This is a genomic window from Amycolatopsis sp. NPDC049688 (assembly GCF_040674975.1).
In the GTDB taxonomy this organism is placed as follows: domain Bacteria; phylum Actinomycetota; class Actinomycetes; order Mycobacteriales; family Pseudonocardiaceae; genus Amycolatopsis.
In genome coordinates this window covers 134,546-156,157 of record NZ_JBFANY010000021.1, presented here as the reverse complement: position 1 = coordinate 156,157, position 21,612 = coordinate 134,546, and the positions used below count along the sequence as shown (strand labels likewise).

At 71.6% G+C, this 21,612-nt stretch carries 20 protein-coding genes; 6 read left to right on the top strand and 14 right to left on the bottom strand.

Annotated elements, in window-relative coordinates; genetic code table 11:
- Positions 1-6: 6 nt before the first annotated feature.
- The gene (locus AB0J55_RS41410; protein WP_364262072.1) at positions 7-1,179 is read left to right on the top strand and encodes a macrolide family glycosyltransferase; all 1,173 of its coding nucleotides are present in this window, start codon (positions 7-9) and stop codon (positions 1,177-1,179) included.
- Here the strand turns inward: AB0J55_RS41410 and AB0J55_RS41405 are convergent, their stop codons facing one another.
- The 6 genes from AB0J55_RS41405 to AB0J55_RS41380 are packed head-to-tail and all read right to left on the bottom strand — an operon-like array spanning position 1,180 to position 7,264.
- A complete protein-coding gene (locus AB0J55_RS41405; protein WP_364262069.1) occupies positions 1,180-2,550 on the bottom strand; it encodes a caspase family protein in 1,371 nt (456 codons plus the stop codon).
- The gene (locus tag AB0J55_RS41400; RefSeq protein ID WP_364262066.1) at positions 2,543-2,920 is read right to left on the bottom strand and encodes a hypothetical protein; all 378 of its coding nucleotides are present in this window, start codon (positions 2,918-2,920) and stop codon (positions 2,543-2,545) included. The genes AB0J55_RS41405 and AB0J55_RS41400 overlap by 8 nt, the downstream gene beginning before the upstream one ends.
- A 53-nt stretch (positions 2,921-2,973) precedes the next feature.
- Positions 2,974-4,692, bottom strand: coding sequence for an aminotransferase class V-fold PLP-dependent enzyme (locus AB0J55_RS41395; RefSeq protein ID WP_364262063.1), 1,719 nt, complete (start codon positions 4,690-4,692; stop codon positions 2,974-2,976).
- Entirely contained in the window at positions 4,689-5,456 is a 768-nt protein-coding gene (locus tag AB0J55_RS41390; RefSeq protein WP_364262060.1) for an amino acid ABC transporter ATP-binding protein, read from the bottom strand. Before AB0J55_RS41390 ends, AB0J55_RS41395 begins: the two co-directional genes overlap by 4 nt.
- Positions 5,449-6,327 carry an amino acid ABC transporter permease gene (locus AB0J55_RS41385; RefSeq protein WP_364262057.1) on the bottom strand — a complete coding sequence of 293 codons (879 nt, stop codon included), beginning with the start codon at positions 6,325-6,327 and terminating at the stop codon, positions 5,449-5,451. Before AB0J55_RS41385 ends, AB0J55_RS41390 begins: the two co-directional genes overlap by 8 nt.
- Positions 6,314-7,264 carry an ABC transporter substrate-binding protein gene (locus AB0J55_RS41380; RefSeq protein WP_364262054.1) on the bottom strand — a complete coding sequence of 317 codons (951 nt, stop codon included), beginning with the start codon at positions 7,262-7,264 and terminating at the stop codon, positions 6,314-6,316. Before AB0J55_RS41380 ends, AB0J55_RS41385 begins: the two co-directional genes overlap by 14 nt.
- 97 nt (positions 7,265-7,361) lie before the next feature.
- Here AB0J55_RS41380 and AB0J55_RS41375 point away from each other — a divergent pair, with 97 nt between their 5' ends.
- Complete coding sequence (locus AB0J55_RS41375; RefSeq protein WP_364262051.1) at positions 7,362-8,348, top strand: Gfo/Idh/MocA family oxidoreductase; 987 nt, start codon at positions 7,362-7,364, stop codon at positions 8,346-8,348.
- 538 nt (positions 8,349-8,886) lie between these two features.
- On the opposite strand, the gene AB0J55_RS41370 is transcribed toward AB0J55_RS41375, so the two are convergent.
- From AB0J55_RS41370 to AB0J55_RS41360, 3 genes are all read right to left on the bottom strand, one after another.
- A complete protein-coding gene (locus AB0J55_RS41370; RefSeq protein WP_364262048.1) occupies positions 8,887-9,918 on the bottom strand; it encodes a sigma-70 family RNA polymerase sigma factor in 1,032 nt (343 codons plus the stop codon).
- A gap of 288 nt (positions 9,919-10,206) precedes the next feature.
- On the bottom strand, positions 10,207-10,632 hold the full coding sequence (gene dtd / locus AB0J55_RS41365; RefSeq protein WP_364262045.1) for a D-aminoacyl-tRNA deacylase: 426 nt from the start codon (positions 10,630-10,632) through the stop codon (positions 10,207-10,209).
- On the bottom strand, positions 10,629-12,131 hold the full coding sequence (locus AB0J55_RS41360) for a methyltransferase (protein WP_364262042.1): 1,503 nt from the start codon (positions 12,129-12,131) through the stop codon (positions 10,629-10,631). Before AB0J55_RS41360 ends, dtd begins: the two co-directional genes overlap by 4 nt.
- 28 nt (positions 12,132-12,159) lie before the next feature.
- Here AB0J55_RS41360 and AB0J55_RS41355 point away from each other — a divergent pair, with 28 nt between their 5' ends.
- Together AB0J55_RS41355 and AB0J55_RS41350 are read left to right on the top strand one after the other, a co-directional pair.
- Positions 12,160-13,425 carry an amidohydrolase gene (locus AB0J55_RS41355; protein ID WP_364262039.1) on the top strand — a complete coding sequence of 422 codons (1,266 nt, stop codon included), beginning with the start codon at positions 12,160-12,162 and terminating at the stop codon, positions 13,423-13,425.
- A gap of 38 nt (positions 13,426-13,463) precedes the next feature.
- Positions 13,464-13,778 (top strand): DUF3099 domain-containing protein, encoded by a 315-nt coding sequence (locus tag AB0J55_RS41350; protein ID WP_364262036.1) that lies wholly within the window; start codon positions 13,464-13,466, stop codon positions 13,776-13,778.
- Here AB0J55_RS41350 and AB0J55_RS41345 read toward each other — a convergent pair.
- Genes AB0J55_RS41345 through AB0J55_RS41330 form a run of 4 tightly spaced genes read right to left on the bottom strand, consistent with a single transcriptional unit; the run spans position 13,775 to position 16,961 of the window.
- Positions 13,775-14,647, bottom strand: a complete 873-nt coding sequence (locus tag AB0J55_RS41345; RefSeq protein ID WP_364262033.1) for a carbohydrate kinase family protein — start codon at positions 14,645-14,647, stop codon at positions 13,775-13,777. The two genes, AB0J55_RS41350 and AB0J55_RS41345, sit on opposite strands and share 4 nt — an antisense overlap.
- On the bottom strand, positions 14,644-15,549 hold the full coding sequence (locus tag AB0J55_RS41340) for a pseudouridine-5'-phosphate glycosidase (RefSeq protein WP_364262031.1): 906 nt from the start codon (positions 15,547-15,549) through the stop codon (positions 14,644-14,646). The genes AB0J55_RS41345 and AB0J55_RS41340 overlap by 4 nt, the downstream gene beginning before the upstream one ends.
- A 9-nt stretch (positions 15,550-15,558) precedes the next feature.
- Positions 15,559-16,176 (bottom strand): HD domain-containing protein, encoded by a 618-nt coding sequence (locus AB0J55_RS41335; protein WP_364262028.1) that lies wholly within the window; start codon positions 16,174-16,176, stop codon positions 15,559-15,561.
- Complete coding sequence (locus tag AB0J55_RS41330; protein WP_364262025.1) at positions 16,176-16,961, bottom strand: sporulation protein; 786 nt, start codon at positions 16,959-16,961, stop codon at positions 16,176-16,178. Before AB0J55_RS41330 ends, AB0J55_RS41335 begins: the two co-directional genes overlap by 1 nt.
- Before the next feature lie 58 nt (positions 16,962-17,019).
- Between AB0J55_RS41330 and AB0J55_RS41325 the strand changes: the two genes are divergently transcribed.
- Both AB0J55_RS41325 and AB0J55_RS41320 read left to right on the top strand, forming a co-directional pair.
- Complete coding sequence (locus tag AB0J55_RS41325; protein ID WP_004561020.1) at positions 17,020-17,262, top strand: DUF3039 domain-containing protein; 243 nt, start codon at positions 17,020-17,022, stop codon at positions 17,260-17,262.
- A gap of 165 nt (positions 17,263-17,427) precedes the next feature.
- Entirely contained in the window at positions 17,428-18,264 is an 837-nt protein-coding gene (locus tag AB0J55_RS41320; protein WP_364262021.1) for a hypothetical protein, read from the top strand.
- A gap of 138 nt (positions 18,265-18,402) precedes the next feature.
- Here AB0J55_RS41320 and AB0J55_RS41315 read toward each other — a convergent pair whose 3' ends face one another.
- Positions 18,403-21,543 carry an efflux RND transporter permease subunit gene (locus AB0J55_RS41315; RefSeq protein WP_364262018.1) on the bottom strand — a complete coding sequence of 1,047 codons (3,141 nt, stop codon included), beginning with the start codon at positions 21,541-21,543 and terminating at the stop codon, positions 18,403-18,405.
- Positions 21,544-21,612 lie beyond the last annotated feature (69 nt).

Genomic DNA, 21,612 nt, shown 5'->3' with positions numbered 1-21,612 from the left:
AGCACCATGCTGCGCAAACACATCGTCATGGTCGGCTGCACCGCGCCGAGCCACGTCTACCCGTCGCTGGGCGTGATCGCCGAGCTGGTCCGCCGCGGGCACCGGGTGTCCTACGTCGTCGGGGCGCCGCTGGCGTCGCTGGTCGAGCCGACCGGCGCCGACGTCGTCGGGCACCCGACGTCCTTCCCGCTCGGCGAGGCGGCCGTGTGGCCGGACGAGCCGGCCGAGGCCATGCGGATCTTCCTCGACGAAGCCATCGCGATCCACCCGTCGTTGACCGCCCGGTTCGACGAGGACCGGCCGGATCTGGTGCTGTACGACATCGGCGGGCTGGGGGCGCCGCTGCTGGGGTTGCGGTACGGCGTCCCGGCCGTCCAGCTGTCGCCGACGCTGGTGGCGTGGGAGGGCTACGACGAGGAAATGGCTCCGGTGATGGAGCCGATCAAGACGTCACCGTCCGGAGTGGACTATGCGGCGACGTACGCGGCCTGGCTGGCGTCGCACGGCGTTTCGGCCGATCCCTGGGAGTGGATCGGGCACCCGTCGCGGGTGCTTTCGCTGATCCCGCGGGCGATGCAGCCGCACGCCGACCGGGTGGGGTCGCACGTGCGGTTCGTCGGTCCGTGCCTGGATCCGGCGCGGCTGGCCGACCGGTCGTGGACGCCACCGGCTTCCGGCCGCCCGGTGCTGCTCGTGTCGTTCGGGACGGCGTACAACGACCAGCTTCCGGTGTACCGCGACTGCATCGCGGCGTTCGCTTCCGACTGGCACGTCGTGATGTCGATCGGGAAGCACGTTTCGCCTGCGGCTCTGGGGCCGTTGCCCGGCTCGGTGGAGGTGTACGAGAGCGTGCCGCAACTGGCGGTGCTGGAGGCGGCGTCGGCGTTCATCACGCACGCCGGGATGGGCGGGGCTACGGAAGCGTTGTGGTTCGGGGTGCCGACCGTGGCGATTCCGCAGGCGGCGGACCAGTTCGGCAACGCGGCTCAGCTGGAGGCGCTGGGCGTGGGCCGCCACCTGCCTGCCGAGTCGGTGACGGCCGCATCCCTGCGGTCGGCGGTCGATGAGGTGTCTTCATCGGCTTCGGTGGCTTCGCGGTTGGCCGAACTGAAGGCGGAGATCCGCGGGCACGGCGGGGTTTCCTTCGCCGCGGATGCCGTGGAGTCCTCCCTGGAGTGATCAGCTCCGGAAGCTGCCGTACGAGTTGCTGCTGCCGCTGTTGCCGGATGCGTTCAGCGTGAGCAGGAGGATCAGCAGGACGGTTCCGGCGACCAGGATCGCGATCGCCACCGCGAGCCAGATCTTCGCGCGGCGGGAGAGCTTCTTCTTCTCGGCAGCTTCATCGCTCTCGGCGGCCGTCACCGGCTCGGTGGCGGCCGTCTCCGGGGCGGTCTGCGGCTCGGGCTCGGGCTCGGCCGCGGCTTGCGGCCCGGGCTCGCGCACAGGCGAAGGTTCCGGCTCGGCCGCCGCTTGCGGCTCGGGCTCGGGCTCGGGCTCGGGCTCGGGCTCAGCTTGCCGCCCGGCCGCCACCGGCACCGGCGCGGTCCGCGGCTCGGGCTCGGGCCCGGCGGCGAGTGGCGGCTCCGGCGCATCCACCGCCACCGGCCCCTCGGCCTCGGCCACCCACGCGACCGCCGCGGCCGAGACCGTCCGGCTGTCGTCGTCCACCAGGCGGCGGATCTCCTCCGCCGTCCGCGCCCGGACCAGGTCGTTCCCCACCCGGTTCAGCCGCTTCAACCCCTCCAGCGCGTTCATCCGGTCCGACGCGATCGGGCTCGCCAACCCGTGTCGCAAATACTCCGGCAGCTCCCACCGCGGGTTCCGGGCCAGCACGATCCGGCCCTCCACATCGGACTGGTGCTTGGGCCGCTGCCGCGGCATCTCCGCCACCACCCGCTCGTGGACGTAGCTGTACAGCTCGTCCACCGTCACGTCGCCGTCGCCGTCGAGGTCCGCGCTTCCGTCGCGCAGGCCCGCCACCAGGTGCCGGGTGAACACCGAGCGGGCCGCCGAACCCACCACCGCGTCGCCTTCGAACGAATACTGCGTGGCGTCCGACGCCGTCAGCACCGCGCGGCCGCGGCCCTGGAACCGCTCCAGCGTGTGCACGTCCGTGCCCGCCTTCGCCAGCTTGCCCGCCGGGAACGCGCCGCTGTAGCAACAGTCCAGCACCAGCACCTTCTGCCGCGACGGGCAGCCGGCCATCGCGCGGTCGACCAGCTCCGCCGCCAGTGCCGTGAACATCAGGCTGTCGCGGCGGGTGTTGGCCATCGCCAGGTACAGGCTGCCGTCGTCGTCCTTGACGCCGTGGCCGGTGAAGTACAGCAACGTCAGCTCGTCGCGGCGGCGCCCCCGGTAGAACTCGCCGATCGCCTCGCCCACCACGTGGTGGGGCTGGTCGACCAGGGTCGTCACCTCGAACCCCGCGATCGCCGGGTCGCTCAGCACCGCAGCCAGCTCACGCGCGTCGCCTCCAGGCGCGGTCAAGCGGCGCAACGCCGGGTCGGCGTACGTCTCGGTCGCGATCAGCAGCGCGTGCCGGCTAGCCATGGCGCCGGACGAACGCCTCGATCAGCTGCTGGCGCTCCGCCGACGTCGCCCGCTCCAGCTCGACGGTGTCGCCGTCGATCGTCACCTTGATCTTGTGCTTGCCCGCCTGCCGGCCCAGCCAGTCGCGCAGCGTCTCGACGAGCCCGGGGAACACGCCGCCGGCCGCGCTGAACGCCACCACCAGCGAGCCGATCGTCACCGGGTCCGCGGCCTTCGCGCCCGGCGGGAGCTCGCCCGGCACCGGCAGCAGGTCGACGTCCAGCCCGCCCAGCTCGGCGCGCAGCCGGCGGGCGAGCAGGTCGAACTCTTCGGCGTCCGCCTCGCCGTCCGCTTCGAGCCGGACCAGGGCCCGCGTGTCCGAATCGGTCATGTGCGCCATCGTGCGCCCGGACGGCCGCCGGGACAAGGTCCGATCGGGCAGGGTCAGGCGCGGATTTCGTTGAGGTAGTTGTAGATCGTGTACCGGGTGACGTCGAGGCGCCCGGCCAGGTGGTCGACGGCGTCCTTGATGAGGAAATAACCGGCTTCGTCGAGTTCCCGCACGACGGCCGCCTTGTGGCGCTTCTTCATCAGGTCCACCGGGATCCCGGCCTTCGCGACCGCCCGGTCCACCAGGAACCGCTGCAGGCTGTCGACGTCCGGTGGGAAAGTCTCCGGCTCGCCGTTGCCGCCCGGGGACGCGGCCGGGTCCACGCTGTTGACGCACAGACAGCCGACCGCAACACCGTCGGCGTCCCGCAGGAACAACGTCGACGAGCGGATCGGCCGTCCGTCCGGGCCGTGCGTGCGGTAGTTCGTCAGGTCCTGGGTGGTCCCGCGGCGGACCAGGCCGAGCAGCAGGTCGGTCATCGGGCCGCCGACGCGCCGGCCGGTGAGGTCGCCGGCGATGGCGACGATCGAGTCCGGCAGCCGGCTCAGGTCGTGCAGCAGCACTTCGTTGCCCGGCCCGAGCATCGCCGCGAGCCCCGGGATGGCCGGGACGAGCGCGGTGAGCACCTCGTGGGTCGTCGCGCCCGCGGCCGGAACGACCAGCGGTTCCCGAGGCCGGGTCAGCGTCTCCAGCGCTTCCCGGAGCAGGTCCGCCGCGGCCGCCGGGGTCGAGGCGTGCGGCGAGAGCCGGACGTGCTCGGGCCGCACGGTCGCCGCGATCCCGGCGTTGGCCAGCGCCGCGCCGACCTGCTCGGCGGGGTGGCCGGGCAGGGTGAAGGCCAGGATGCCCGCGCGCCGGTCCACCGCCGACACGACCTCGGCGCCGCACGACGCCAAGACCTCCTCGAAGGAGGCCAGCCGCTCGGCGATCCGGGCCGCGATGGCGCCGACGCCGGCGTCCTCGACCAGCTCGAGGGCTTCGGCGAAGGCGCCGGAGGTGATCGGGCTGAGGTTGGAGATCGACCACGCCTGCGCGGTGCCGTCCGGCGGGTGGATCTCGTCGTCGAACAGCCCCGGGTCGCGGGCGCCGGTCCAGCCGGACAGCACCGGGTCCATCCGCTCCAGTGCGCGGTCGGACAGCACCGCGAAGCCGGTGCCCCAGCCCGCGCGCAGCCACTTCTGGCCGCCGACGACCAGGACGTCGGCGACCTCCCACGGCTCGTCGACGACGCCGAAGCCCTGGATGCCGTCGACGACCAGCAGCCGGTCGCCGGCGACCTCGCGCAGCGCGGCCAGGTCGGCGCGGTAGCCGGTGCGGAAGTCGACGGCGCTGACGCTGACCGTCGTGATCTCCGGCGTCAACGCATCGGCCACCCGCTCGGGCGTGACGTAACCGCTGGTCAGACGGCGGACGCGGAGCCGACCGGCCTGTTCGGCGCGGGCCCACGGGTAGGTGTTGGCCGGGAACTCCGAGGCCGACACGAGCACCTCGCCGGAGCTGTGGAACGCGGCCTGGAACAGGCCGAGGCTGGTGTGCGGGAGCAGGACGGTGTGGTCGGTGTCCGAGCCGGACAGCCGCGCCGCGGCCGCCTTGGCCCGGATCTCCTGCCGCATCAGCTCGTCCACAGTGGACGGACCGGCCGTGGTGGCCTGGTCGAGCAGGGCGGCGGTCGTGTCGAGCACCGCGTGCGACGGCGGGCCGAACCGGGCGAAGTCGAGGTAGCCGGCGGGCTCGTCGAACTGGAGCAGGTACCGGGGCGAAATCCGCGTCACGCGAGGATCCTCGCCAGGAACTGCCGGGTGCGGTCGTGCTTCGGCGCGCTCAGCACCTCCGACGGCGGCCCGGTCTCGACGACGGCGCCGTCGGCCAGGAACACCACCTCGTCGGCGGCCTCCGCGGCGAAGCTCATCTCGTGCGTCACGACGACCATCGTCATCCCCTCCCCCGCCAACGTACTCATCACTTCCAGCACCTCACCGACCAGCTCCGGGTCGAGCGCGGAGGTCGGCTCGTCGAACAGCATCAGCTTCGGTTTCATCGCCAGCGACCGGGCGATCGCCACGCGCTGCTGCTGCCCGCCGGACAGCTGCGCCGGATACGAGTCGGCGCGGTGCGCGAGCCCGACGCGGTCGAGCAGTTCGAGGCCCTGCCGGCGTGCCTCGTCCGGTTTCACCCCCAGGACCCGGATCGGGCCCTCGACGACGTTCTCCAGGGCCGTCCGGTGGGCGAAGAGGTTGAACCGCTGGAACACCATGCCGATGTCCCGCCGCTGCCGGGCGACCTCGCGCTCGCGTAGCTCGTACAGCTTGCCGCCGCGCTGCCGGAAGCCGATGGGCTCGCCGTCGACCCAGATCTGGCCGGCGTCGATCGTCTCGAGGTGGTTGATGCAGCGCAGGAACGTGCTCTTCCCGGCGCCGGACGGGCCGAGCAGGCAGACGACCTGTCCCTTGCGGACCTCCAGGTCGATGCCGCCGAGGACTTCGGTGTGGCCGTAGGACTTCCGGACGCCGACGGCACGCAACAGGGGTTCAGACACGGGCACTCCTCACCAGCGGCACCCCGCGCAACGCCTTGCCGGCGCGGGCGAGCGGACCGCGGTCGGCCTGGCCGAACGCGCGCTCCAGGTAGTGCTGGCCGACACCGGCGACGGTCACCACGACCATGTACCAGACGGCCGCGGCCAGCAGCGTCTCCATCACCAGGAGGTTGTTGGACGAGATGTTGTTGGCCGCGTGGATCAGCTCGGTCACGCCGATCACCGACGCCATCGACGTGCCCTTGAGCATGTTGATGAAGTCGTTGCCGGTCGGCGGGATGATCACGCGCATGGCCTGCGGCAGCACGACCCGGCGCAGGGTCGCGGCCGGCGTCATGCCGATCGACTTGGCGGCTTCGGTCTGTCCACTGTCGACACTGTTCAGCCCGGCCCGGACGATCTCGGCCATGTACGCGCTCTCGTTGAGCGCGAGGCCGAGGAACGCCGCGGTGAATGCGCTGATCAGCACGTTCGTCTGCTCGTGGACCAGGAACGGGATGTCGATCACCGGGAAGACGAGCGCCAGGTTGTACCAGAGGAGGATCTGCAGCAACACGGGCAGCCCGCGGAAGATCCAGATGTAGCCGGCGGCGAACCACCGGGCCACCGGGTTGGCGCTGCGGCGCAGCAGGGCGATGACGATGCCGAGCACGATCGCGACCGCCTGGGACAGCACGGCCAGCACGACGGTGTTGAGCAGGCCGGTCGCCATCACCTTGTAGAACACGAAGTCCGGGACCTGGTCCCACGCGATCTGCGCGTTGCCGAGGGCGACGCCGAGCAGGACGAGCAGCGCGATGATGATCGCGGCGGCGACCCACCGGCCCCAGTGCCGGAGCCGGACGATCGGAAGCGGTTCAGGAGCCGCCATTGATCGCGGCCTCCTTGATCGCCCCCTGCTCGACACCCCACGCCTGCAGGATCTTGCCGTAGGTGCCGTCGGTGATCAGGGCCTGCAGCGCCTTCTGCACGGAGTCGCGCAGGGCCGTGTTGGCCTTGTTGACGCCGATGCCGTACGGGCCGCCGTCGATCGGCTCTCCCGGGACGACCTCGAAGAACTTGCCCTCGCCCGCCGTGCGCGAGATGTAGACGGCGCTGGGCAGGTCGTTGAGGATCGCCTGGACGCGGCCGGTGCGCAGCTGGTTCTGGTTCTGGTTGTCGCTGTCGGTCGCGGTGACGTTGACCGCGGGCTTGCCGGCCTGCGTGCACTTGCTGCTCTGCTCGGCGGCGAACTTCTGGTGGCTGGTGCCCTGCACGACGGCGACGTTCTTGCCGCAGAGCGTGTCCGGGCCGGTGATGCCGTCGGGGTTGCCCTTGCGGATCATGATCGTGATGCCCGAGGTGAAGTAGTCGACGAAGTCGATCTGCGCCTGGCGGGCCTTGGTGTCGTTCATCCCGGCCATGGTGAGGTCGATCCGGCCGGACTGGAGGCTGGTGATCAGCGAGCCGAACGCCATGTCCTGGTGGGTGACGGGGACGCCGAGCTTGGCGGCGATCGCCTTGGCGAGGTCGACTTCGTAGCCGATCGGGGTCTTGCCGTCGGCGGCGTAGAAGTTGTTGGGCGCGGACTGCAGGTTCGACGCCAGGTGCAGCCCGGCCTGCTTGACGGTGTCCGGCAGGGCGGCGTTGAGCTGGGCGTCCTTCTGCACGCCCTGGACGATGGCGGCGGTGTCGGGGATGCCGGAGGCGGGCGCGCCGGCGGCCTGCGACGTCCCGCCCGCGCCGTCCGGACCGCCACCACAGGCCGTCACCAGCAGGGCCAGGCTCGCGAGGGACACCACCGCCTGCACGACACGGGAACGGGACATAACGGACCTCCACTGTTCGGCTGGCCGGAACGCTACAACTCGTTGTTGAAGAGGTCAACTGCCTGTTGAAATCCGAATCGGTGCTAACTTCGCGCCCATGAGCCTGCGGATCGGCATCCTGGGGGCGGCTCGCATCGCCCCGACGGCCCTGATCAAGCCCGCTTCTTCACACCCCGGCGTCTCGGTGGCCGCGATCGCCGCCCGATCGCCCGAGCGCGCGCAAGCGTTTGCGACCAGGCACGGAATCCCGGCCGTACACTCTTCCTACGAGGCGCTCCTGGCGGATCCGGACGTCGACGCGGTGTACAACCCGCTGCCGAACGGCCTCCACGGCCGCTGGACGCGCGCGGCGTTGGCGGCCGGAAAGCACGTCTTGTGCGAGAAGCCGTTCACGGCAAACGCGGCGGAGGCCCGAGAGGTCGCCGCGGTGGCGGCGGCGTCGGACCGCGTGGTGATGGAGGCGTTCCACTACCGCTACCACCCGCTGGCCCTCCGAATCGAGGAGATCGTCGCGTCCGGCGAGCTGGGCGACCTACAGCGCGTCGAGACGGCGTTGTGCTTCCCGCTGCCGAAGTTCTCGGACATCCGCTACAACTACGAACTGGCGGGCGGCGCAACGATGGACGCGGGTTGCTACGCGGTCCACATGGCCCGCGTGTTCGGCGGCGGAGAGACGCCGTCGGTGGTGTCGGCCTCGGCGAAGCTGCGCGACGCGCGGATCGACCGGGCGATGACGGCGGAGCTGCGGTTCCCATCCGGCCACACGGGCCGGATCCAGTGTTCGATGTGGTCGTCTTCGCTGCTGAAGATCAGCGCAAAGGTGACCGGCTCGCGCGGCTCGCTGTCGGCACTGAACCCGGTGGGCCCGCAGGCGTTCCACCGCCTGTCGGTGCGAGTGGGCGAGCATCGCCGAACGGAGAAGTTCCCACGCCGGGCGTCCTACGCGTACCAACTGGACGCATTCGCGGCGGCGGTCCTGAACGGAACCCCGGTGAAAACCTCGCCGGAGGACGCAATCGAGACGATGACCGTGATCGACGAGATCTACCGAGCAGCCAACCTCCCGGTCCGCGAACCCAGCTGAGCCCGCAAGCCGACACAAACTGCCGGCCGGCAACGAAAGCCAACCAACGACGAGGCGGGAAAGCGTGCCTTGACACGGCACCACCGTCCGCGTTCTGGCTTCGTATCGGGGTGGCGGGGGAGGTCTGGGTGGTGTGCCGGTCAGGTTGCTGGGTGCCGGTCTTGCGTCAGAAATGCGTACCCGGGTCGTGAGCCGACCCTCCAGGTACGCCAGCCGACCCTCCAGGTACGCGAGCCGACCCTCTGGGTACGCGCGTCGGCCTTCCGGGTGCGCTGTGGAGCTGGTCGGGAGGCCGGGTCCACCCCGACGGACCCGACCTCCCGGGGGAAGCTCCCGGGTGCGTGCACACCCGGTTGCGAGGCTGCGGCCGGTCCTTCGAGGCTGTCGTGACGCAGGTCATAAGTCAACGCCGCCGAATGGGTGCCGGCCGAGGGTTGCTACCCACGTTCGTGAACGGCGAAACCCCGGTTTCGTGAGAAATTCTCCAGGGCGCACAAAGGGGCGGGCGTCCGAAGACGCCCGCCCCTTGAAGTGCCGATCAGCTGGCGTACGCGCGGAGGCGGTCCGCTCGCTCGCCCTGGCGCAGCTTCGACATGACCTCGCGCTCGATCTGGCGGACGCGCTCGCGGGACAGCCCGAAGTGCTTGCCGATCTGGTCGAGCGTGCGCGGCTGGCCGTCGTCGAGGCCGTAGCGGAGGCGGATCACGTGCTGCTCGCGGTCGTCCAGCGTGGCCAGGACGCGGCGCAGGTCGTCCTGCAGGAGGCCCGAGATCACGGCGCTCTCCGCGTCCGTTGCCTCGGAGTCCTCGATGAAGTCGCCCAGCGGGGCGTCCTCCTCCGTGCCCACCGGCATGTCCAGGCTTACCGGGTCACGCGAGTGGTCGAGCAGGTCCGAGATCTTGTGGGCCGGGATGCCCGACTCGGCCGCCAGCTCCTCGTGCGTGGCGTCACGGCCGAGCTGCTGGTGCAGGTCGCGCTTGATGCGGGCCAGCTTGTTCACCTGTTCCACCAGGTGGACCGGGAGCCGGATGGTGCGGCCCTGGTCGGCCATGCCCCTGGTGATGGCCTGGCGGATCCACCAGGTGGCGTACGTCGAGAACTTGAACCCCTTGGAGTAGTCGAACTTCTCCACCGCGCGGATCAGACCCAGGTTCCCCTCCTGGATCAGGTCGAGCAGCGGCATCCCCCGGCCGGTGTAGCGCTTGGCGAGCGAGACCACCAGGCGGAGGTTCGCCTCCAGCAGGTGGTTCTTGGCCACGTGGCCGTCGCGGACCAGTGCGGCCAGCTCGGTGCGCCGCTTGGCCGTGAGGTCCTCGGCCGTGTCCAGCATGTGCTGGGCGAACACGCCGGCTTCGATGCGCTTCGCCAGCTCGACCTCGTCGGCCGCGGACAGCAGGGCCGTCTTGCCGATGCCGTTGAGGTAGACGCGGACGAGGTCGGCGGCGGGGCTCTGGGCGTCGAGGTCGGCGTCGGTGAGCGCCCCCACGCCCAGCGTCGGCTCCTCGGTCGTCTGAGCCGGGATGCGCTCGCGAATCCCGCGCGACTCGCGTTCGAGAGTCTGGACTGACATTCTGCCTCCCCGGTCACGGGCTGAACGTGCTGCTGCGGTCGTCCACCGGGTGCGTACCCGCGGACCGGGGCCTGTGGAACCCGGTACGCCGGTCCGGCCGGCTTGGCTGGACATCTGGCACAACGCTCCGGATTCCCAAAACGTTCCCGGCTCGTCATAGGAGAAGACGGCTGCGGGAGCGATCCGGTTGCTGAACCAATGCTGAGCTTTTGCTGAGAACGTTCCGTGACCGGGGAACCTGAGAATTCCATATGAATCCGGCCGGAATGTGAACCGGATCCCAAAGGTCTAGACCTCTACGACAACCGTGAACGGACCGTCGTTCACGCTCGAGACCGCCATCATGGCGCCGAATCGCCCGGTCGCGACGGTGGCGCCACGGCCGCGCAGCCCGGCCACGACGGCGTCCACCAACGGCTCCGCGACCTCCGGCCGGGCCGCCTGCGTCCACGACGGCCGGCGCCCTTTCTTCGTGTCGCCGTAGAGCGTGAACTGGCTCACCACGAGCAGTGGCGCATTCGCCGTGGCGCATGATTCCTCGTCGCGCAACAGCCGCAGTTCGTGCAGTTTGCGCGCCATCGTGGCGGCCTTCGCGACATCGTCGTCGACGTGGATTCCCAGCAGCACAAGCAAACCCGGCTCGTCGATCGCGCCGACGACCTCGCCGTCCACCGTCACGTCCGCCCGCGTGACACGGGCCGCGACCGCCCTCACCGGCTCGCCGGGACGAGCATCCCGTGCCGGACGAGCTCGCGGACGACGGGCAGCGCGGCCGCCGCCAGCTCCTCCGACGACAGGCCCTGTGCGGCCGCGAGGAGCTCGATCAGGTCCTCCAGCGGCAGCGCGCCGCGGCAGCCCGCCAGCAGCCGCACGGCGAGGTCGTCGACCTCGTGCTGCCAGCCCGGCCCGTCGGTGCGGTGCAGCCGCCGGATGGTCGTCGCCCAGCCTTCGTCGCCGGGTTCATCGACGCTTTCGAGCAACACCGTGTCCGGAACCACAAAACGGACATCGAGTAACGAATCACCCGATTCGCGCAACCATTCCACCCGGTCCAGCCAGCCCGCCGCTTCCGGGCCCAGCGGGTCGTCGTAGGCCTGCCGCAAGTCCTCGCACACGACGGTGGGGGTCCGCCCGGCCGCCCGCCGCAGCGTGACGAACCCGAAGCCGATGCCCCGGACGTCGTTCGCGGCGAACCAGTCCAGCCACGCCGCCGCCTTCGCCCGGCCCTCCGGCGAGCGCGGGTCGAGGCCCGCGTCCCGCAGCCACGTGCCGACGTAGAGCGCCGGATCGGCGACGTCCCGCTGCACGAACCAGGCGTCGGTCTCGGCGGGCAGCCAGCGGCTCACCCGGTCGGCCCAGTCCTCCTTCCCGGTGTGCAGCCACGAGGCGAGCAGGTGGCCGGTGCCGCCGTCGTTGAGGAAGCCCGGCAGCTGCCGCACGACCAGCGCGCTCGCGTCGTCGCCGGCCAGCCCGGAGTCGCGGTAGGTGTAGTCCACCCGCGCCGGGCCGACCACGAACGGCGGATTGCAGACGATCTGGTCGAACTTCCGCCGCGCGACCGGCGCGAACCACTCGCCGCGGACCAGCTCGACGTCCAGCTCGTTCAGCCGGAAGGTCGCCGCGGCCAGGGCGAGGGCCCGCGCCGAGACGTCGGTGGCGGTGACGCGCTCGGCGTGCCGGGTCGCGTGCAGCGCCTGGACGCCGTTGCCGGTGCCCAGGTCGAGCAGGGTGCCGACCGGACGGCGGCCGGTCGCCCGGATCAGCGACAGCGACGCGTGGCCGACGCCGAGCACGTGGTCCTCGGGCACGGTGTGGCCCAGCAGGTCGGCGTCGAGGTCGGAGACGACCCACCACGAGCCTTCCTCGTCGCCGTGCGGCCGGATGTCGAGCGCGGCCCGGTAACCGTCGGCGACGGCCGACAGCACGCCGGCGGCCACGGCGTCCTCGACCGCGAGCGGCGCGAAGGCCGCCTTGACGGCGGTCTCGGCCTCGGTCCCGCCCAGCAGGAACAGCCGGATCAGCGTGCCGAGGTCACCCGCGTCCCGGCTCGCGCGCTCGGCCGGCACCGGCTCGCCGCGGCCGAGCGCCGCGTGCGCGGCCCCGCCGAGGGCGGCCACCACGCCGTCGGCGTCGTAGGCGGTGCGCCGGAAGGCCTCGCGCAGCCGCGCGCAGACGTCGTCGGACAGGTCGGGCAGTGCGGTTCGCGTGCTCACGGTGGGTAATGCTGCCACGATGGCCCCTGTGACCCTTGAACGCGTCCTCGCCCCGCTCGACGCGGCGCTGCCCGAGCTCGAAGCGCTGTACATCGACTTCCACCGGCACCCGGAGCTGTCCTTCGCCGAGACCCGGACGGCGGCCGAGCTGGCCCGGCGGCTGGAGGACGACGGTTACGAGGTGCACACCGGCATCGCCGGCACCGGCGTGCTGGGCGTGCTGCGCAACGGCGAGGGCCCCACGGTGCTGCTGCGCGCCGACATCGACGCGCTGCCGGTCGAGGAGAAGACCGGGCTGTCCTACGCCAGCACCGCCCGCGGCACCGACGAGCACGGCAACGACGTCCCGGTCATGCACGCCTGCGGTCACGACATGCACGCCACCTGGCTCTCCGGCGCCGCCGCGCTGCTCGCGAAGGGCCGCGACACGTGGTCCGGCACGCTGCTGGTGGTGTTCCAGCCGGGGGAGGAGAGCGCGGGCGGCGCCGCGGCGATGGTCCGCGACGGCCTGTTCGACATCGCCGGGAAGCCCGACGTCGTGTTCGGCCAGCACCTGGTGCCCGGGCCGGCCGGCTGGGTGCTCACCCGCCCCGGCGTGATCATGGCCGCCACCGACACGCTGCGCGTCACCCTGCACGGCCGCGGCGGGCACGGCTCGCGCCCGGAGACCACCGTCGACCCGGCCGTGCTGGCCGCGTCCGTGGTGCTCAAGCTGCAGACGATCGTCTCGCGGGAGATCGCCGCCACCGACTCGGCGGTGGTCACGGTCGGTTCCCTGCACGTGGGCACGGCGGCCAACGTGATCGCCGACGACGCCGTGCTCGAAGTCAACGTCCGGTCCTTCGACCAGGCCGTGCGCGAGCGGGTGCTGGCCGCGGTCGAGCGGATCGTCCACGGCGAGGCGGCCACGGCCGGGGCACCGGCGCCGCCGCACATCGAGCGCTCCGGCGCGTACCCGATCACCGAGAACGACGAAGCCGCCAACAACGCGCTCACCGAGGTCTTCCGCGCCCGGTTCGGCGCCGACGTCGTGCTGCCGGCCCCGCTGGTCACCGGCAGCGAGGACTTCAGCGAGTTCGGCCGCGCGGCCGGCGTGCCCTCGGTGTTCTGGCTGGTCGGCGGCTACGACCCGCAGACGGTGATCACGGCGATGACCGAGGGCCGGTTCGAGCGCGACATCCCGTCCAACCACTCGCCGCGGTTCGCCCCGGTGCTGCACCCGACGCTGCGGACGGGCATCGAAACCCTCGTCGCCGCCGCGTTGAGCAAGTTGTCTCACCCCGGTGTCGGATGAACCGCGCAAGTGGGACGATGGACAGCGGAGGTGGTGCAGTGACCATGCCCGCCAACGACTCGGACCCGGTGCTGATCACCGGGGCGGCCCCGTCGTACGAAGAGCAGTTCGCCGCGCGCAAGCGCAAGTACGTCATCATGATGTGCTGCCGCATCCCGTGCCTGATCCTCGCCGGGCTGACCTACCACACGTGGTGGCTGGCGCTCGGGTTCCTGGCGATCTCGGTGCCGCTGCCATGGGTGGCGGTGCTGATCGCCAACGACCGCCCTCCCCGCAAGACCGAGCAGGTGAACACCTACCAGCGCGAGGCGAAGGCGATCGAAAGCACCACCCACCGCGTGATCGACGGCTAGACCGGCTGCGGCCCCACCTTGCCGACGGCCAGCGCGCCCAGCCGCGTCCCGTGCCGCAGGACGTCCACAATGGACTCACCGGCCAGCCAGCCGGTGAGCACGCCCGCGTCGAAGGCGTCGCCCGCGCCGGTCGAGTCGATGCACTCCGCCTCGACCGCGGGCACGCTGGTGACGCCGTCCGCGTCGACCCAGCTGGCGCCGTCGAGACCGGCGGTGACGACCACCGCGCCGACCGTGCCGAGCAGCTCCTTCGCCGACGCCGGGTCGGCCGAACCGGTCAGCGCGACCAGCTCCTCGGTGTTCGGCATCAGCAGATCCACGCCGCGGACGTCCGCCATGAAGGCGGCCGGGTCGGTGATGTGCGCGGCGGCTTGGGGGTCGACCGACGTCGTCAAGCCCGCTTCGCGAGCCGCGGCCAGCGCGGCGAGCCCGGCCGCGCGCGACGGCGGGTCCAGCAGCACGTAACCGGACAGGTGCAGGTGGCTCGCCCCTTCGAGCGCCTCGGGGGTCACGTCCTCGGGCGCGAAGCGCTGGTTCGCGCCGCGGTCGGCGAGCATGCTGCGCTGCCCGGAGCCGTCGACCATGACGACGACGCAGCAGGTCGGCGCCTCGGCGTCGACGGCGAACGCGCACCGCACGCCCGCCGCCTCCAGCTCGGCCCGGATGAGCCGGCCGCCCGGGTCGTCGCCGATCCGCGCGAGCAGCGTCGTCTCCGCGCCGAGGGAGCGCAGCCACAGCGCCGTGTTGGCGCCCGCGCCGCCGCCGGTGAAGCGGATCTTCGCGCGGGCGTCGCCGCCGTGCGGCAACGGCTTGTCGTGCCGGGCGATCACGTCCAGGGCCGCGTCGCCGACCACTACGATGCCGCTCATGCCAGCGCCACCGCGACTTCGGTCGCCAGCTTCGCGTTGTTGAGCACCAAAGCCTCGTTCGCGTCGATGCTCACGCCGCCGCTCGCGGTGTGGAAGTGCTCCAGCAGCACCGGCGTCACGTCGGCGCCGTGCACGCCCTGCTCTTCGACGAGCGCGAGGCCTTCGGCGAGCAGCCGGTCGTGCAGCTCCTTGTCCATTTCGGACGCTTCGGGAATCGGATTCGCCAGCAGGACACCGGAATTCGCGTACGCGCGGTGGGCGTCGATGATGGCGGCGGCCTGCTTCGGGTCGTCGACCCGCCAGCCGACCTGGTGCCCCGACGAACGCAGGTAGAACGCCGGGAAGTCGCCGGTGCGGTAGCCGAGCACCGGCACCGAGTTCGTCTCCAGCACCTCGAGGGTGGCCGGGATGTCGAGCACGGACTTCACGCCGGAGCAGACGACCACGGTCGGCACCTTCGCCAGCACGCCGAGGTCGGCCGAGACGTCCCAGGACTGCGCCGCGCCGACGTGGACGCCGCCGAGCCCGCCGGTGGCGAACATCCCGATCCCGGCCGCGGCGGCCAGCGCCGACGTGCTCGCCACGGTCGTCGCGCCGGAGCGGCCGAGGCCGACCGCCGGGCCGAGGTCGCGCAGCGAGAGCTTGTCCAGCCCGGCGTCCGGCGCGCAGACGCGCTCGAGCTCGGCCGGGGAGAGGCCGACGACGACCCGCCCGTCGAGCACCGCGATCGTGGCCGGGACGGCGCCGCCGTCGCGGACCACGCCTTCGAGCCGGCGGGCGACGTCGAGGTTGCGGCCCGGCGGCAGGCCGTGGGACAGGATGGTGCTCTCCAGCGCGACGACGGGGTGCCCGTCACGCAGCGCCGAGGCGACCTCTTCGTGCAGCGAGAGTGCGGTAGTCACGAGGGACCATCATCGGTGATCGGTCCGCTCGCCGCGCCAGTGGGTCAGCTCGGCCGTCAGGTTCTTTTCGGCGGCGCTCGCCCAGCGTGTCCGCGCGGCTTCGCTGCGGTAGAGCTCTCGCGCGAGCATGCGCTCCAGGACGGCGATGCGCCCTTCGCGCCAGACGTCGTCGGGGTACTTCGCGTACTCCTCGCGCACTCCGCGGGCGTACGCCGCGTACTGCTCTTCGGGCGCTCCGAGGACGGCGAGGTCGGCGTCGAGCAGGGCGGTGGCCAGGAGGTCGTCCGGCGGTGCGTCGTGCTCGATCGTGGCGAGGATGAGGCCCTCGACACGCTCGACGTGCGCTTCGGCCACTCCGTCCAGGGCTTCGCGGGCCCAGGCCGCGCTGGCGCGTTCGTCTTCGCCGGGCTTCGCGTCGTACACGACGTCGTGCGTCCAGGCCGCTACGGCGACGATCGCGCGTTCGGTGTCGCCGAGGCCCTCCGCCAGCCAGGCGGAGTCACGCGCGACGGCGGCCGCGTGGGTGAGCGTGTGGTAGCGGCGGTGGGGCTCGGCGTAGCGGGCTTCGAGCCGCGGCCAGGCACCGGACGTGCCGCCGAGCTTGCCGACGGCCTCGGACCACTCCATCAGTCGAAGATCCCGCGCGGCCGGGCGAGGAGGCCGAGCCAGTCTTCGAGCTGCTTCTCCCAGTCGACGTCCGGCTTCATGGTGAACATCCCGAGGAAGTCCTGGCCGCGGCCGCCGAACCCGCCGGTCTTGCTGACCCGGACCCGCTTGGTGACCTCCAGCACGACGTCGGTGCGCTCCGCCGCGGTCAGGAAGGTGACCGCGACCTGGGAGAAGATCGTCGCGAAGCGCGGCGAAGGGGTGAAGCGGATCTCCTGGAAGAACGGCAGCTGCTGGCGGGCGCCGTCGACCCGGCCCTGCTCGAGGATGGCTTCGCGGAAGGTGAAGCCGAGCCGGCTCAGCGCGTCGAGGATCCGCTTCTGCGCCGGGAGCGGCTCGATCGCGACGGCGTCGGCGTCGAACGGGTCGCTGACGGCGGCGGCCAGGTCGAGCTCGGCCCGGACGCCGACGGCCATGCCGGTGAGCGGCTTGGCGTAGACGCTGGTCACGGGCGTCTCCCAGGGCAGCGGCACCTCGAAGGGCACGCGGACCTGCTGCCCGGCCCGGATGACTTCGCTGCCCACCAGGTGCTGGGTGCCGAAGGGGAGGTCTTCGGTTTTGCCGCCGGGCACCTGGACGCGGGCGAGGAGGGTCACCGCGAGTCCCTTGATCTCCTGGTCGACCTCGCCGCCGAGCAGCAGGACCTCGCCGTGGAGGGGGCGGCCGGGGGTGGCGGTGCGGTCGAGCAGGCGGGCGTCGATCCGCGCCCCGCCCGAGCCGAACGTCGCGAGCACCTTCTGGAACATGCGGGGGATCCTGCCAGGCCGGAGACCTTTCGCGCGGGGACTCGGGCACAATGGACGGGTGAGCACCGAGACGCTGACGAAGCCGGAAACCACGCCCGAGGGCACGGACACCACCGACGACGACTCGCCGAAGATGTTCCACTACGTGAAGAAGAACAAGATCGCCGAGAGCGCGGTCATGGGCACTCACGTGGTGGCGCTGTGCGGCGAGGTCTTCCCGGTGACGAAGTCGCCGAAGCCCGGGTCGCCGGTCTGCCCGGCCTGCAAGGAGATCTACGACAGTCTCCGCCCCGGTAAGTGACCCGGGCCTGAATCCCCGGCGGGGTGCACCCGCCGGGGCTTTCTGCTGTCCGGAATGAGACAAGTCGTCGAACAAACGTGAAAAACCTTCATTCGGCGGGTGTGCCGGGTGCCGGACTCCTGGTAAATCCAGCGGGCCAGGTTCCCTCACCCACCGGAGTCGCACATGCGCAGAACCGGGATCGTGCTCACCCTCGCCGCCCTGCTGGCCGTCGTCTCGCCCGCGCTGGCCCAGGCCGTCACGGGCTGGACCGAGGTCGGCTCCGACAACGCCCGTGCCCTCGACGAAAGCCAGGGCCTCGCGACCATCGTCCGTCCCTCGGGCACGACGATCCGCTACACCGGGATCGGCACGATCCCGGCCGACCTGAACTCCCAGGGCTGGAACCACGTCGGCGACCCGGGCTCGGCCCAGGGCTGGTACGTCGAGCCCTATCAGCGTGACGACCGCGGCGCGAAGCTGTTCCGCGTCCAGGCCCCGGACGGCTCGTGGGCGAACTACAAGCACAACCTCGAGTCGTGGGAGGCGAACAACAACTCCTTCGCCGCGGTGTCGCCGGACGCGCGCTGGCTGGTGGCGGGGGAGTGGGGCACCATGGACCGGCTCCTGGTGCACCCGATGCCCGGCGTGGTGGCCACGAACCCGGCCCAGAACCTCCCGCTGGCCGGCGCGATCCGCCTGGACCACGCGGTCCGCGACATCCAGGGCTGCGACTTCCAGACCGCCACCCGCCTGCTCTGCGCGTCCGACGACCCGGACGGCAGCCTCTTCGGCACCACGAAGCCGCTGCTCCAGGTCGACCTGGCCGCTGCGTTGAACGGGTCCGACGTCACCGCCCACGTGACCTCGCTCGGCCAGCTCCCGCTCCGCAGCGGCTGCTCGGGCTCCTTCGAGGTCGAAGGCATCGACTTCGACGAGCGCGACAACACCCTCCGCGTGGTGGTCATGGCCCCGAGCATCTGCATCCTCTGGGACAGCAAGACCTACCGCTTCCGCCCGTGACGGAAGGGTCGACACGCGTGATTGCGGAGCCGACTCGCGTGATTGAAGCGACGACACGCCGGGCCTCACCCTGGCTCCGGCGTGTCGTCCTCCTGATCACGCGTGTCGACCCTCAAATCACGCGTGTCGACCTTCTGATCACGCGAGTTCCGGGTTGAGGGACTCCGATTCGGGGGCCTGGGCCGGGGTTCGGCGGGCCGCGCGGCGGGCCTTGCGGCGTTCCTTGCGGGTCTCGACCATCGTGTAGAGGGTCGGGACCAGGACCAGCGTGAGCAGGGTGGAGCTGACCAGGCCGCCGATGACCACGATCGCCAGGGGCTGGCCGATGAACCCGCCCTGGCCGGTGATGCCCAGCGCCATCGGGACCAGGGCGAAGATCGTCGCCGCGGCGGTCATCAGGATCGGGCGCAGCCGGCGCCGGCCGCCTTCGGTGACGGCGTCGGCGACGCTCATCCCCTCCGCGCGGTACTGGTTGATCAGGTCGATCAGCACGATCGCGTTCGTCACCACGATGCCGACCAGCATCAGCATCCCGATCAGCGCCGGCAGGCCGAGCGCGGTGCCGGTGGCCAGCAGCAGCCCGATCGCGCCGGTCGCCGCGAACGGGATCGACACGAGCAGGATCAGCGGCTGGATCAGGCTCCGGAACGTCGCCACCATGATCAGGAACACGATCGCGATGGCCGCCAGCAGCGCCAGGAACAGGTTCGAGAACGCCTCCTGCTGGTCCTGGCTCACGCCGCCCAGCGAGTACGCCGCGCCGCCGGTGAACGTCAGGCCGTCCAGTTTGGACTTGATGTCCGCGGTGGTCTTGGTCAGGTCGTCACCGGTGTTCTTCGCCGTCACCGTGGTGCTCAGGTCCCCGCCGGTGCGGCGCACCGACGCCGGTCCGTCCACAGTGGACACGCGAGCCACCTCGTCGAGCCGGACGACGCCGCCCGGGCCCGGGATCGGCAGCCCGCGAACCTGGTCCACCGTGGCCGGGGCCGTGCCGGCACGCAGGACGATGTCCGTGCGCTGCCCGCCGACCGGCAGCTGCGTCACCGTGCGCCCGGCGATCGCCTGGTTGGCGATCTGCCCGATGGTGCTCGCCGACAGCCCGCGCGCGGCGGCCGCGGCGTCGTCCACCTCGACCTGCACCCGCGGCGAGCCGACGCTCAGGTCGCTCGACACCTCGGCCAGCCCGGACACCCCGCGCAGCGCCTGCACCACCTGGTCGGACGCCGGCTTCAGCGCGGCCTCCGACGGCGCGGTCACCGTGACCGAGACCTGGTCGGAGTTGAACCCGGACGCGTCCGCGCCGATCTTGATCTCGCCCAGCTCGGGCCGGGACGTCAGCTTCGACCGCAGCCGGTCCGACAGCGCGTCGAGGTCGGTGTCCTTGGCGACGGTGACGGAGATGCTCGTGTTGGTCCCGCCGCCGAAGCCGAACGCCCCGCCGCCGCCGATGCTGACCTGGTAGGTCTGCACCGCGGGCTCGGCCGCGAGGGCCTGCTCGACGGCCGTGGCCGCCTTCTCCTTCGCCTCGACGCTGGTGCCGGCGGGCAGCTTCTGCGTCATGTTCAGCGTGGTGCCGCCGGACTGGTCGAGGAAGTTCGTGTTCAGCCGCGTCGCGAGCCCGACCGTGCCGGCGAAGATCAGCAGCGCCAGCAGCACGACGGTCAGCCGCCGCCGCGTCGCGAACCGGATCACCGGCAGGTAGGCGCGCTGCAGGACGCTGCGGCGCTCCTTCTCGACGGCGGCTTCGCGCGCCCGCTCGGCTTCGACGGCGTCGGCCGGCACCGAGGGCCGCTTCAGGAACCAGTACGCCAGCACGGGAACCACGGTCAGCGACACGAGCAGCGAAGCCAGCAGCGCCACCGTTACGGTGATCGCGAAGGGCGAAAACAGCTCGCCGACGAACCCGCCGACGAAGGCGATCGGCAGGAACACCGCGACGGTCGTCAGCGTGGACGAAGTGACCGCGCCGGCCACCTCGCGGACGCCGTCGAGCACCGCGCGTTCCTTCTCCTCGCCGTACGCGAGGTGCCGTTTGATGTTCTCCAGCACGACGATCGAGTCGTCGACCACCCGGCCGATCGCGATGGTCAGCGCGCCGAGGGTGAGCAGGTTGAGCGACAGGTCCCCGGTCCACAGCGCCAGCAGCGCGACGACCACCGACAGCGGGATCGAGACCGCCGTCACCAGCGTCGAGCGCACCGAGAGCAGGAACAGCAGGATGACGACGACGGCGAAGGCCAGGCCCAGCAGGCCTTCGGTGGTCAGGCCGCTGATCGCGTCCTTCACCGGGGTGCCCTGGTCGAACACGACGCTCATCTCGGCGCCGGTCTTCTTCGCCAGGTCCGGCAGCTTGTCGCGCACCGCCTGCGAGATCGCGACGGCGTTCCCGTTGTCCACCATGGTGATCGAGAGACCGAGGCTGGGCTTGCCGTTGGTGCGCGTGATCGACGTCGCCGGCGCGAACCCGGCCTGGACGTCGGCGACGTCACCCAGCTTCACCGGCCCGCGCGCCGGCGTGCCCGCGCGACCGGCGGCCGCGCTCGGCGTGAGGTAGAGGTTGCGCAGCGTGTCCACAGTGGTCTGTCCGCCGCCGACCTGCACCGACAGCGTCTTGCCGTTTTCGGTCAGCGTCCCGGCCGGCACCGCGGCGCCCGCGGTCTGCAGCGTGGTCGCGATCGACGCCGGGTCGACCCCGGCCGCCGCGAGCTTCGCGTAGTCGAGCGTGATCGTGACCCGCGGCGTCTGCACGCCGGTGACGGTCACCGTGCGGACGCCGTCGATCTTCCGCAGCTCCGGCGCGACCTGGTCGGTCAGCGCGGGCGCGAGCGCCTGCGGGTCCACGGTGGTGCCCGCGGCGACCAGCACCACCGGCAGGTCGTCGGTGCTGCCCGCGGACACTGCGGGCTCGGTGTTCTGCGGCAGCCGCGGCCGGACATGGTTGACCACCTGCTGGATCTGCGAGACGGCGGCGTCGATGTCCGTGCCGAACTCGAACTGCGCGACGACCCGCGAGACGCCGTCCGACGACGTCGACGTGACCTGCTCGAGGCCCTTCAGCCCCTGGAGCCCGCCTTCGAGCGGTTCGGAGACCTGCCGGTCGACCGCGTCCGGCGACGCGCCCGGGTACGCGGTGACGATCTGCGCCTGCGGGAACTGCAGGGACGGGAAGAGCTGCTGCTTGAGCTGCGGCAGCGCGAAGGCGCCGAAGCCGACGACGACCAGCGCGAGCAGGCCGATCAGGCTCCGGTTGCGCAGGCTCAGTCTGGCCAGCACGGACATGGCGTGAAAACCCCCTCGGGAACGCGGCGACCCCCGCCGCCGTCAATGGCCCGCGAAGCTTTTCACGCC